We start from the raw sequence: 11,666 nt of genomic DNA on the forward strand, positions 1-11,666 counted from the left end.
AAACCAAGAGCCGATGGCTGCTGCTATCCCCTGACTGCCCGAATCCGTTTTGGTCTGTCCTATTGTTTGATCAATCAAGCTGAATCTCTCACAACAAGCTTGCCCCGGAAGTTAACTGTCTCTCTCGGTGCTCTTTCCAGAATCATGTCTATTGCCGCTTTGACCATCTGGTCGGTCGGCTGCTCATAGGTTGTCAGGCCGTATGCTGGTGACGCCGCTGGGGCAGCGTTGTCGAAGCCCACAATGGCGAGATCGTTGGGGACACGTAACCCGAACTCGCTGCGGGCAACATCCATCGCTCCGAACGCGAGGGCATCGTTTTCGCACATGAGGACATCGACCCGGTCTTCCGGCGCAACTTGGGACAGATAGTCCCGGGCGGCCTGCGCGCCGGCTTCTGCGCTGTAGCGCTCGGCGGACATCTCCACGAGTTCGACGCCGAGAGTGGTTCGCCAGAACTCCTTAAAGTTCCTCCGCCTGCCAAGCGCCGTAGACAATGTACGCGCGCCAGCCATAAATCCCGGCCTCCGATACCCCCTTTCCAACAGGTGCTTGCCGATCTCGGCAATCGCCACGACCGCATCGCAGGAAATAGCGGGAACACCTTCGATCTGGCTATCTCGAGCAAGAACAAACATCGGAGGCCCACCCCGTCCCAGCTTGTGATCTGTCAACATCTCATCGCGAAACGCTGTACCAAAGAGTACGATCGCATCAACCTGCCGCTGGTCGGCATTCAATATGGCATGCACGTGGTTGTAATGCTGATTGATATTGATCAACATAGTCACGAGCCCCTCCGCCTGCAGGCTAGCGGTCAGCTTTTCAAGAAACGGAAGCTTGTGCGGGTTTGCAAAGTCATCGACGAGAACCGCGACCTGATGTGTGGAATTGGTGGCAAGGCTCCGGGCCAACAGGTTCGGCCGGTAATTCAGTCGCTCTGCCGCCTCCAGCACTTTGGCTTTGCTGGCCTCCGTGATCGATGCACCCGGGGTAAATGCGCGGATGACCGTCCACTTTGAAACGCCCGCCTCCATCGCCACGTTCTGCGCCGTCGCTCGCTTCACGGTCGAACTTCTCCATTTCGAAACGTTTATTCCATTTCTGCTGATCGCGAAATGAATGGTTGATTTCTTCTAGCAAGAATCCTATAGATATGCACGTTTGCTACCGGTAGCAAGAAATGTGCACCCGGTAGCAAAGTGGAGGACGCGCCGTCTGAGGCGTTTTGGTGGCTCTCGCGCTGGGAGGTGTGGGACACCCTTTGGGAGGAGTTTTTATGAAATCGCTTATCAAGAAGCTTGCGCTTGGTGTTTCGATCGTTGCAGCCGTTGCAGGTGCCGGAAGCCTGGCATCCGCACAAGACATCAAGATCATTGCTGTGACTCATGGCCAGGCGAACGACCCCTTCTGGTCTGTGGTCAAGAATGGCGTGACAGCCGGCGCAAAGGATGCCGGTGTCCAGGTTGATTATCGCGCGCCCGAAACGTTCGATATGGTGGCCATGAGCCAGTTGATCGACGCTGCGGTCAACCAGAAGCCCGATGGTCTGATCGTGTCGATCCCGGACGCTTCGGCTCTCGGACCGTCGATCGAAAAGGCCGTGGCAGCCGGCATTCCGGTGATCTCGATCAACTCCGGCTCCGATGTATCGAAGCAACTCGGCGCTTTGCTGCATGTCGGCCAGGACGAGTACGGTGCGGGTAAAGCCGCCGGCGAAAAACTGAACCAGATGGGTGGAAAGACCGGCATCTGCATAAACCAGGAAGTGGGCAACGTCTCGCTCGACCTGCGTTGCAAGGGCTTTTCGGATGGCTTCGGCGGTACTGTCTCTGTCCTTCCCGTGTCCAACGATCCGGCGGAAGTCGAAGCCAAGGTCAAAGCGGCTCTGAGCGCGGACGAAGCGATCGATACAGTCATGGCGCTGGGTGCAAGCACGGCCGGCGAGCCCGCACTTGCGGCCATCAAGGCCGTGGGCAAGGCCGGTAAGGTCAATATTGCCACCTTCGACCTTTCTGCCGATTTCCTGAAAGCGGTCGCTGCGGGCGAAGCTGCCTTTGCCATCGACCAGCAGCAGTTCCTGCAGGGCTATCTGTCGACGGTCTTCCTGGCGAACAACGCGAAATACGGCCTGATCCCGGGCGGTAATGTTCCATCGGGCCCGAACCTGATCACCAAGGACAAGGCGGCTCAGGTCGTTGAATTGTCGGCTCAGGGCATCCGCTGATCTAACCCAAGTCGCATAGCGCGCGTCGGTAGTCCCTTCAACGGAGGGGCTGCCGACCGACCCTACCCGCTATCCTGCATGGCTGTGGCGTGTGACGCCCACGGGAGTGAACCATGACTGAAACCATCAAAATTCCAGCCACATCCACTAAATCCGACGAGCGCATCAAGAAGGTCAACTTCCTGACAAGCCTGATGCGCCGGCCCGAGCTCGGTGCCGTTGCGGGTCTTATCATGGTTGTCGTATTTTTCTTCTTCACAGCCGACACGTCTATGTTCTCCTTGTCGGGCATGATGACGATCCTGGCGCCGGCATCGCAGCTCGGCATTCTGGCCATTGCAGCGTCGATGCTGATGATCGGTGGAGAATTCGATCTCTCCATCGGATCGATGGTCGCATTCGCAGGTCTGATTTTCGGTGGCCTGTTGGTCAACTTCGGCCAACCGCTCTGGATCGCGATCCTTTTCACCTTGCTCTTTGCCGCTGTACTCGGCGCGGTCAACGGGCAGATCGTCATCCGCACACGACTTCCCTCATTCATTGTCACCCTGGCTTTCCTATTCATCCTTCGCGGACTGACACTTGTCGGCCTGAAATGGGCGACCGGTGGATCGACTCAGCTCCGCGGTATTGGCGAAGCCGTTGGCGACACCTCTATTGCGAGCCTGTTTTCAGGCCTTGCCTTTCAGGGTTTCTTTGCCTGGCTGGCGGAAAATGACCTGATCGAGAAGTTCGACAATGGCGTCCCGAAGGTCGCAGGCGTGCCGGTCTCCGTGGTCTGGTTCATCGGTCTCGCCGGCGTCGCGACCTGGGTCCTGCTGCGCACCCGGGTTGGAAACTGGATTTTCGCCGTCGGAGGTGATGCCAATGCTGCCCGAAACTCAGGCGTACCGGTCGATCGCGTCAAGACCGGGCTGTTTGCATTGACTGCATGCGCCGCCGCTCTCGTCGCCATCATCACGGTGCTCGATGCCGGATCGACGGATGCCCGACGCGGTTTTCAGAAGGAGTTCGAAGCCATCATCGCAGCCGTCATCGGCGGAAGCCTTCTAACAGGCGGCTATGGGTCTGCGATCGGGGCCTTTTTCGGAGCCATCATCTTCGGTCTCGTCTCCATCGGCCTGACCTACACGAAGTTCGATTCCGACTGGTTTCAGGTTTTCCTCGGCACCATGCTGCTGCTTGCCGTCCTCTTCAACAACTTCATCCGCCGCAAGGTCACAGGGGAGCGCTGAGCATGGCTGATATGAAATCCCATTCCACGCCCCCGATCATCGAAGCCAGGGACATCGTGAAGCATTATGGTTCGGTGATCGCGCTCTCGGGAATCTCGATGAAAGTGCTGCAGGGCGAGGTCCTTTGCCTGCTCGGAGATAACGGCGCAGGCAAGTCGACATTGATCAAGACGCTGTCAGGCGTGGTCAAGCCTTCCGGTGGCGAGCTTCTCGTTGCTGGAAAGCCCGTCGTGTTTTCCAGCCCGCGCGACGCGCTCGATGCCGGCATCGCAACCGTCTATCAGGATCTGGCAATGATCCCGCTGATGTCCGTGACGCGCAACTTCTTCATGGGACGCGAACCGCGCAAGGGCTTCCCGCCCTTTCGCTACATCGACTTCAAGCATTGCGATGCCGTGACACGCGAGGAGATGCACAAGATCGGGATCGATGTGCGGGATCCCAACCAGGCGGTGGGAACGCTGTCCGGTGGCGAGCGGCAATGCGTGGCGATCGCGCGCGCGGTCTATTTCGGGGCGAAGGTTCTCATCCTCGACGAACCGACATCGGCGCTCGGCGTGGCGCAGACGTCCATGGTTCTCAAATACATCAACCATGTGCAGCAGAAGGGCCTCGGCGTGATCTTCATCACCCACAATGTGCGCCACGCCTTCGCCGTCGGGAACCGCTTCACCATCCTCAATCGCGGCAAGACACTCGGGACCTATGCCAAGAGCGAGATTTCCATCGACGAGCTTCAGAACATGATGGCGGGCGGCAAGGAACTGCAGGCGCTCTCCAACGAACTCGGCGGCACCATCTAATTCACGAACAGGATTGTAATAATGACGGAAGAACACGCACGTCCGGAGGCCTTCACGCTGGCAGTCTGCGCGGAAATGGTCTTCCGCTCGCTGCCGGTCACAGATCGGCTGAAGCGGATCACCGAGCTCGGGTTTGTCGCGGAAATATGGGATTGGACCAAGCATGACATCCCTGCCCTGGCGCGGTCCGGCGCGACGTTCTCGTCGATGACCGGCTATGTCACAGGGACGCTTGCGGACGACGATGGTGCGAACGAGCTGATCAGGACGGCGCGCCTCTCCATACCCGTTGCAAAGGAAATCGGCTGCCCGCGGCTTAATCTTCATGGCACGGGTCTGGACGGACAAGGCCTGCCGGTGGTCAGGTCTGACGGCGTCACCGGCGCAATGTGGCTGAAGGCAAGAGATACCCTCAACCGCATTGCCGACCTTGGCGAGGAAGAAGGTGTGACCTTCGTTCTCGAAAACCTGAATGAGGCGGTCGATCATCCAAAGACGCCCTTCGCCAAGGCGGCCGACACGATTGCCCTGGTCTCGGCGATCGATCGACCGTCGCTGAAGCTCAATCTCGATCTCTATCACGCGCAGATCGGCGAAGGGAATCTCATCGAGCTCTGCCGTCAGGCGCTCCCGTTCATCGGAGAAATCCAGGTGGCGGATGTGCCCGGTCGCAAGGAGCCGGGCACTGGCGAGATCAATTACCCAGCCATTGCCCGTGCGCTGAATGTAATGGGCTATTCGGGTGTCATCGGCCTTGAAGCCTGGCCGTCCGAGGACGACGAGCTGGCGTTGAGCCGCTTCCGCCAGGCGTTCACACTCTAACGATCCCCTCTCTGCGCGGTCGTTCGCCAGAAAACGGCTGCATACATGTCAAAAGGAATGAAAATGCTGAAAGTTGGTCTTCTCGGTGCAGGGCGAATCGGAAACGTCCATGCAAAAGCGATCACGTCGAATGCCGGAAGCACGCTGGTCGCGGTCTCTGATGTCAACACCGACGCCGCTGCAAAGCTGGCGGCGCAATATGGAGCCGAGGCGCGTTCGAGCCTAGACATCATCAACGATCCCGCCATCGAAGCGGTTCTGATCGCTACATCGACCGACACCCATTCGGACCTGATCGAGGCGGCGACGAAGGCCGGCAAGGCGGTGCTGTGCGAAAAGCCCGTCGATCTCAGCCTCGAGCGCGCACGCGCCTGCCAGATCGCTGCGGCGGGCACCGGCAAACCTGTGATGATCGGCTTCAACCGCCGGTTCGATCCGAATTTCGCTGCCCTCAAGGCTGCCGCCGACCGGGGCGACATCGGTAAGACGGAGCTTCTGTCCATCACCTCCTTCGATCCCGCACCGCCTCCGGTGTCCTACATCAAGGTCTCTGGCGGCCTGTTCCGCGACATGATGATCCACGATTTCGACATGGCGTGCTGGATCTTCGGTGGCGCGCCCGAGACGGTCACCGCCATCGGAAGCTCGATCGTCGATCCGGACATCGGCGCGGCGGGCGATGTCGATACCGCCGCCGTCACGCTCAAGTTCGCCGACGGCCGCATTGCTGTCATCAAGAACAGCCGGCGCGCCGTCTACGGCTACGATCAGCGGATCGAACTGCTGGGCTCCGAGGGTCTGCTTTCCGCCGGCAACATCCTGGAAAATACCGTCACGAAATCCACCAGGGCGGGCGTAACTGGCGCCAAGCCGGAATTCTTCTTCCTCGAGCGCTACATGCGCGCATACTCCATCGAGTGGAACGCCTTCGTCGAGGCCATCACGTCGGGATCGGCACTGCCGGTTTCGCTCGATGACGGCGTCAATGCGCTGGCGGTTGCGGAAGCAGCGACCCGGTCGCTGGCCACCGGCCAATCCGTCAGCCTGGCTGAGATAAGGTAAGAGCAGCTTTTTTGCCGCACAAAAAGGCTGGTCTAAACTATAACCTTATACGATTTTGAACATCCGATCTGGATTTGACCCTGCTATGCGAGGACTTGAATTGAAGACACTCGGCATTGGACTCATTGGTACCGGCTATATGGGGAAGTGCCACGCGTTGGCGTGGAACTCGGTCGCGGCCACTTTCGGCACGGACATTCGGCCGCGCCTCGTTCATCTCGGCGAAGTCAACGAAGCCCTTGCGAAACAGCGCGCAACGGAGTTCGGATTTTCGAAATCCTCGGGTGACTGGCGCGCAGTGATCGACGATCCCGACGTTCAGATTGTTTCGATCACCTCGCCGAACCAGTTCCACAAAGACATGACGATAGCCGCGCTTGAGGCGGGAAAGCATGTCTGGTGCGAAAAGCCCATGTCCACCAGACTGGAAGACGGCGAGGCTATGCTAGCGGCGGCCGAACGCACGGATCGTCTGTGCGTGCTCGGCTACAATTACATACAAAGCCCGGCATTCAGACAGATCGAAACTCTGGTCAAGAATGGACGGATCGGCCGTGTCACCAATATCCGCGTAGAGATGGACGAAGACTTCATGGCCGCGCCGGACATGCCGCATTCGTTCAAGCACCGGGTGGAGTCCGGCTATGGAGCACTCGATGATTTCGCCGTGCATCCCCTGTCTCTGCTGCAGCGTCTGTGCGGCCTTCCCGTCGAGGTCATGGCCGATGCGGCCCGTCCGTTCAAGACGTTGAAGGGCGCCGACAATGAAGACAAGCCCGTGGAAACATTTGACATCGCTGCGGCGCTGATGCGCTTCCGCGATGGCCTGACGGGAACACTGATCGTTAATCGGTCTGCCTGGGGACGCAAGGGACGCATCGCACTTCAGATCTTCGGCACCGAGGGGGCAATCCTGTTCGATCAGGAGCGCGCCAACGAGTTTCAGCTCTATTTGCGCTCCGATGATGCTGAAATACAGGGCTTTCGCACTATCCTGATTGCCCCGGTTCACACACCGTACAATCACTTCATCCCGGCGCCGGGCCATGGCCTTGGTTTCAACGAGCTCAAGGTGATCGAGGCCAACGAAATACTCAAGGCTTTGAGTGGCGAAACGGCAAGGCTGGTCGATTTCTCCCAAGGCATTCAGATCGAAAGAGTGGTTCACGCCATGGCCAGCTCACACGCCAGCGGCAAATGGACCCGCATACTCAGCTAGGGATACCGCCAGGATGCCTGGACAAAGCGCCCACCATGAGTTCGAACCCCAAGGCCGATCAAACGCGAAGAGCGTCAACCACGACCTTGAACGCAGGCGAGTTCTGCCGTCTGCTCGGATAAAACAGGTAATAGCCCGGAAACATGGGCGACCAGTCGTCGAGGATCTGTATCAATCGCCCCGCACCGAGGTCTCGCTCAACGAGAGTTTCGGGGACATAGGCGATGCCGTATCCCGCAACTGCCGCATCGATCATCGCATAGGACGTGTTGAAAATCAGTTGTCCGTCGACCCGCACGCGAACCTCCCGGCCATTTTTCTCGAACTCCCAGGCATACAGTCCACCAGCTCGTGATTGTCGGTGATTGATGCAGTCGTGACCGACCAAGTCCTGCGGCGTCTCAGGTACCGCCCGAGAGCTTAGATACTGCGGAGAGGCGACCGCGACGAGGCGCCAATCCGGACCGATCCTGACTGCGATCATGTCCTTGTCGACGCTTTCACCCAGTCGCACGCCCGCGTCGAACTTCTCTTCAACGATGTTGCGAAACCCGTTGTCGCTGTTAAGCTCGACCTTGATATCGGGATAGTTGCGCAATAATGGCCGCAACTTCGGCCAGACGACGCTTTCCTGGGCGTAGTCGGAAAGCGTGATGCGAACGGTTCCCGACGGCTTGTCCCTGAACTCCATGAGCTGGTCGATCTCGGTTTCCAGTTCTTCGATGCGGGGCGCAAGCGAGCGGATCAGCCTCTCGCCCGCCTCCGTCGGAACGACGCTGCGTGTGGTGCGCGTCAGAAGGCGCAGTCCCATCCGGGCTTCGAGCTTCTTGATCGTATGACTGATCGTCGACTGCGACGTACCGAGCTTGGCGGCCGCCTTGGTAAAGCTCCGCTCTTCCGCAACCGCCAGAAACCAGAGCATGTCGTTGAGATCTTCGCGCTTCATGGTCGCCTCATAACATCCTTCATTGATATCAACAGTCGATAAGTCCAAGCGAATTGCAATGGCTAATCTTCGAAATGCGCGCCGCATATATTGCCGCCATGACACAGCAAGCTCTTACACGAACCGACTTCAACAACGACGACGTCAAACCCGGGGTCGCGACAGCCGCCAGCTCGGCTGTGCCGACCGCAGCCTGGGGCGCTGTCATCTCCATGGCACTATGTGTCGCCGTCCTGATTGCATCGGAGTTCATGCCAGTCAGCCTTCTGTCGCCGATTGCAACAGAACTGGACGTCACCGAAGGACGGGCGGGCCAGGCGATCTCGATCTCCGGCATCTTCGCCGTCCTCACCAGCGTGTTCGTGGCAGGTCTGACGCGGCAACTGGACAGGCGGCTGGTTCTCGCCTCGTTCTCATTGATCCTGGTGATCTCAGGAACGATCGTCACATTCGCCCCGAACTATCTCGTGCTGATGATCGGGCGCGCGATGCTGGGTATCGCAATCGGCGGCTTCTGGTCGATGTCGACCTCGATCGTCATGCGTCTGGTTCCGGAAGACTCTGTGCCCAGGGGCCTTGCGATGCTGAATGCAGGTAATGCCATTGCGGCGACGATCGCAGCACCGCTGGGAAGTCTGCTCGGCAACTACATAGGGTGGCGCGGCGCGTTCTTTGCCGTCGTTCCGCTCGCTCTTCTGGCTTTGGTCTGGCAGTGGCTCAGCCTGCCGTCACTGCCTCCGCGTCGCAACGGGGGGTCGCCGAATGTATTCAGGCTGCTTCTCCGCCCGCAGACCGCGATCGGCATGGCGTCGATCATGCTCTTCTTCATGGGCCAGTTCGCACTGTTCACCTATCTACGTCCCTTCCTGGAAACCGTGACAGCGGTCTCGATATCGACCCTCTCTCTCCTGCTACTGTTGATGGGTTTGGCGGGAGTCGCAGGAACCACCCTCATCGGCCATCTGCTGCAAAAGCGGTTGTTCAGCATTCTCTGTGCAATCCCGCTCATCATGGCCGTCATCGCATTGGGGCTGATTGCATTCGGATCGTCCTCTACTGTCACTGCCGTCCTTCTGATCGGCTGGGGTCTGTTCGGAACGGCCGCCCCGGTCGGTTGGGGAACCTGGCTCAGCCGAACCATGCCCGACGACGCGGAGGCAGGAGGCGGCTTGCAGGTGGCGACTATCCAACTCGCTATTACCCTGGGGGCTTCCATCGGCGGCATGCTGTTCGACAGCACGGGCTGGTGGACCACCTTCCTGTTCGCCGCCGTCCTGCTCGTCGGCTCATCAATTCTGGCCGCAGTCGCGTGGCGTTCGACACGCCGCTGAAACTCAGCGGTCGTTCCATCCGGATCAATTTCTATCGCATCACCACTCAAGGAGACATTCAGATGACCAACAAAGCAGACCCAGACGGCGCACAGCTCCCGAAGATCGACATCGATCGCCGCCACCTGCTCAAGATGACAGGTGCCGGCGTCGCGGTGCTTGGGGCGATGTCCATTTTCGATTCCACGAATGCAAAGGCTCAAGACATGTCCAACGGCGCGTCCAATTTCTACACCAGCGATCGTGTGATCCTGCAGAAGGTGACGTTCAAGACCCAGTATCAGATGAACGTCGCCGGCAATCTCTACCTTCCCAAAGACCTTGACCGTGCAACCAAGAGCCCGGCGATCATCGTCGGCCACCCGATGGGTGCGGTGAAGGAGCAGAGCGCCAATCTCTATGCGACGAAGATGGCGGAACAGGGCTTTGTCGCCATGTCCATCGACCTTCCCTTCTGGGGGGAAAGCGAAGGCGAGGTTCGCAATCTGGTTTCGCCAGAAGTCTATTCCGAGGCGTTCAGCGCCGGTGTTGATTTCCTCGGCTCTCATGCCTTCGTCGATCGCACCAATATCGGCGCCATCGGCGTGTGTGGCAGTGGCAGCTTCGTCATCAGCGCCGCCAAGATCGATCCGCGGATCAAGGCGGTCGCGACCGTCAGCATGTACGATATGGGTTCTGCGTTCCGCAACGCGCTCAACCACTCCCAGAGCGTCGAGCAGCGCAAGGAGTTCATCGCCGCTGCTGCCGAGCAGCGTTGGGCAGAGGCCGACGGGGCAGACATCCTGTACGTTGGCGGCACCACCCTGGAGCTGACGGCCGACACCGACCCTGTCCAGCGCGAATTCTTCGATTTCTACCGCACACCTCGCGGCGAGTTCACCCCGGTAGGTGCGACGAAGCAAACCACCACCAAGCCGACGATGAGCAGCGTGGTCAAGTTCGCGAACTTCTACCCGTTCAACGACATCGAGACGATCTCCCCGCGCCCGATGCTGTTTATTTCGGGGGACCAGGCGCACTCGAAGGAATTCAGTGAAGATGCCTACAGGCGTGCGTCTGAGCCAAAGGAACTCGTTTGGGTCAAGGGCGCGGGTCACGTCGATCTTTACGATCGCGTGGATCTTATCCCATTCGACAAGCTGAAGGGCTTTTTCGATCAGCACCTCGCCTGAGGACAAAGAAGCAAGGGAGCCTGTCACGCCTCTCGTGGCGTCAGGCTTCACCTCCCCATCGCCTTGGTCGGTGTCTGACCTGTGGCCGAGGCACCTTACGAGTTTTGCTCTCCGCCATAGTTTATATCGGCCGGAAACAGCTCTGCACGAGCAATGGAGGTGACCCATGAAAGGTATCGTAAGCGCGATATTGGCATCGGCTTTCTTGACGTCACAGTTTGGAGGATCCGCATTGGCGCAGGACCATATTCTAATCTCGTCCGACTGGGGCAACGTCACCGCAGAACTGGCTGACAACGCCGCCGCTCGCGCCCTTGCTGATATGCTGCCGTTGACGATCGAGATGGACGATCATTTGCGTCAGGAAAAAACAGGCGGCCTGCCAGCCGCGTTACCCTCCGCTCCGCGCCAGCGCCCGTTCTCTGCCGGTACGCTTGGCCTGTGGAGTTCGGCTGATTTCGTCATCTATTACCGTCAAGGGCGCGTGCCGCCGCCGGGCATCGTGATTTTAGGTCAGGTAAAAGGTGACGTCGCAATCTTTGACCGACCCGGAAAAGTCACCGTCAAAATCGACAACGCTCGCTAGATCCACGGCGGCACAAATCGACAGCGGGCCCGGCTTCCCTTAACGTTCTGATTGCGAAGATTGCGGCTGGCTGATTTTTCCGGATCGGAACGCAAAAAGCTCCTCGACGGTTATGTCGAGGAGCTTTCTTTGAAGCGACTTGCGTTGGCAAGTTTACACGTTTTTGATTTGGTTGCGGGGGCAGGATTTGAACCTGCGGCCTTCAGGTTATGAGCCTGACGAGCTACCGGGCTGCTCCACCCCGCGCCAAGCGCAAATCCCTT

General features: G+C 58.9%; 11 protein-coding genes and 1 tRNA gene. 9 read left to right on the forward strand and 3 right to left on the reverse strand.

The features are described from left to right. Positions 1–74 precede the first annotated feature (74 nt). Positions 75–1,067 (reverse strand): LacI family DNA-binding transcriptional regulator, encoded by a 993-nt coding sequence (locus tag J2Z75_RS14095; protein ID WP_209853339.1) that lies wholly within the window; start codon positions 1,065–1,067, stop codon positions 75–77. 212 nt (positions 1,068–1,279) lie between these two features. On the opposite strand from J2Z75_RS14095, the gene J2Z75_RS14100 reads away from it, so the two are divergent. The 6 genes from J2Z75_RS14100 (at position 1,280) to J2Z75_RS14125 (ending at position 7,368) form a co-directional block, all read left to right on the forward strand. Further along, complete coding sequence (locus tag J2Z75_RS14100) at positions 1,280–2,227, forward strand: sugar ABC transporter substrate-binding protein (RefSeq protein ID WP_209853340.1); 948 nt, start codon at positions 1,280–1,282, stop codon at positions 2,225–2,227. A gap of 113 nt (positions 2,228–2,340) precedes the next feature. Next, positions 2,341–3,462, forward strand: coding sequence for an ABC transporter permease (locus J2Z75_RS14105; protein ID WP_209853342.1), 1,122 nt, complete (start codon positions 2,341–2,343; stop codon positions 3,460–3,462). A gap of 2 nt (positions 3,463–3,464) precedes the next feature. Continuing rightward, positions 3,465–4,265 carry an ATP-binding cassette domain-containing protein gene (locus tag J2Z75_RS14110; protein ID WP_209853344.1) on the forward strand — a complete coding sequence of 267 codons (801 nt, stop codon included), beginning with the start codon at positions 3,465–3,467 and terminating at the stop codon, positions 4,263–4,265. 21 nt (positions 4,266–4,286) lie between these two features. Then, positions 4,287–5,087 (forward strand): TIM barrel protein, encoded by an 801-nt coding sequence (locus tag J2Z75_RS14115; RefSeq protein WP_209853346.1) that lies wholly within the window; start codon positions 4,287–4,289, stop codon positions 5,085–5,087. 63 nt (positions 5,088–5,150) lie between these two features. Then, entirely contained in the window at positions 5,151–6,149 is a 999-nt protein-coding gene (gene iolG, locus J2Z75_RS14120; RefSeq protein WP_209853348.1) for an inositol 2-dehydrogenase, read from the forward strand. A gap of 85 nt (positions 6,150–6,234) precedes the next feature. Continuing rightward, entirely contained in the window at positions 6,235–7,368 is a 1,134-nt protein-coding gene (locus tag J2Z75_RS14125) for a Gfo/Idh/MocA family protein (RefSeq protein WP_209853349.1), read from the forward strand. A 58-nt stretch (positions 7,369–7,426) separates the two neighbouring features. Here the strand turns inward: J2Z75_RS14125 and J2Z75_RS14130 are convergent, their stop codons facing one another. Then, positions 7,427–8,314 carry a LysR family transcriptional regulator gene (locus J2Z75_RS14130; RefSeq protein WP_209853351.1) on the reverse strand — a complete coding sequence of 296 codons (888 nt, stop codon included), beginning with the start codon at positions 8,312–8,314 and terminating at the stop codon, positions 7,427–7,429. Positions 8,315–8,412: 98 nt separating this feature from the next. Between J2Z75_RS14130 and J2Z75_RS14135 the strand changes: the two genes are divergently transcribed. The 3 genes from J2Z75_RS14135 to J2Z75_RS14145 all read left to right on the forward strand — a co-directional run bounded on the left by J2Z75_RS14135 (position 8,413) and on the right by J2Z75_RS14145 (position 11,403). Beyond that, complete coding sequence (locus tag J2Z75_RS14135; RefSeq protein WP_234937330.1) at positions 8,413–9,645, forward strand: MFS transporter; 1,233 nt, start codon at positions 8,413–8,415, stop codon at positions 9,643–9,645. Continuing rightward, positions 9,624–10,817 (forward strand): alpha/beta hydrolase, encoded by a 1,194-nt coding sequence (locus J2Z75_RS14140; protein ID WP_327791255.1) that lies wholly within the window; start codon positions 9,624–9,626, stop codon positions 10,815–10,817. Before J2Z75_RS14135 ends, J2Z75_RS14140 begins: the two co-directional genes overlap by 22 nt. 166 nt (positions 10,818–10,983) lie before the next feature. Then, positions 10,984–11,403: a cyclophilin-like fold protein gene (locus J2Z75_RS14145; protein ID WP_209853353.1), complete on the forward strand. Its 420-nt coding sequence runs from the start codon at positions 10,984–10,986 to the stop codon at positions 11,401–11,403. A 169-nt stretch (positions 11,404–11,572) separates the two neighbouring features. Here J2Z75_RS14145 and J2Z75_RS14150 read toward each other — a convergent pair. Continuing rightward, a tRNA-Met gene (locus tag J2Z75_RS14150) sits at positions 11,573–11,649 on the reverse strand. Positions 11,650–11,666 lie beyond the last annotated feature (17 nt).

Origin of the sequence: Rhizobium herbae (assembly GCF_017873135.1) — a bacterium.
Taxonomy (GTDB): domain Bacteria; phylum Pseudomonadota; class Alphaproteobacteria; order Rhizobiales; family Rhizobiaceae; genus Pararhizobium; species Pararhizobium herbae.

Excerpts from the sequence above, each read along its gene's own strand:
- J2Z75_RS14125 (WP_209853349.1), top strand. The coding sequence starts at position 6,235 with ATGCGAGGACTTGAATTGAAGACACTCGGCATTGGACTCATTGGTACC.
- J2Z75_RS14100 (WP_209853340.1), top strand. The coding sequence starts at position 1,280 with ATGAAATCGCTTATCAAGAAGCTTGCGCTTGGTGTTTCGATCGTTGCA.
- J2Z75_RS14105 (WP_209853342.1), top strand. The coding sequence starts at position 2,341 with ATGACTGAAACCATCAAAATTCCAGCCACATCCACTAAATCCGACGAG.
- J2Z75_RS14130 (WP_209853351.1), bottom strand. The coding sequence starts at position 8,314 with ATGAAGCGCGAAGATCTCAACGACATGCTCTGGTTTCTGGCGGTTGCG.
- J2Z75_RS14115 (WP_209853346.1), top strand. The coding sequence starts at position 4,287 with ATGACGGAAGAACACGCACGTCCGGAGGCCTTCACGCTGGCAGTCTGC.
- J2Z75_RS14135 (WP_234937330.1), top strand. The coding sequence starts at position 8,413 with ATGACACAGCAAGCTCTTACACGAACCGACTTCAACAACGACGACGTC.
- iolG (WP_209853348.1), top strand. The coding sequence starts at position 5,151 with ATGCTGAAAGTTGGTCTTCTCGGTGCAGGGCGAATCGGAAACGTCCAT.
- J2Z75_RS14110 (WP_209853344.1), top strand. The coding sequence starts at position 3,465 with ATGGCTGATATGAAATCCCATTCCACGCCCCCGATCATCGAAGCCAGG.
- J2Z75_RS14145 (WP_209853353.1), top strand. The coding sequence starts at position 10,984 with ATGAAAGGTATCGTAAGCGCGATATTGGCATCGGCTTTCTTGACGTCA.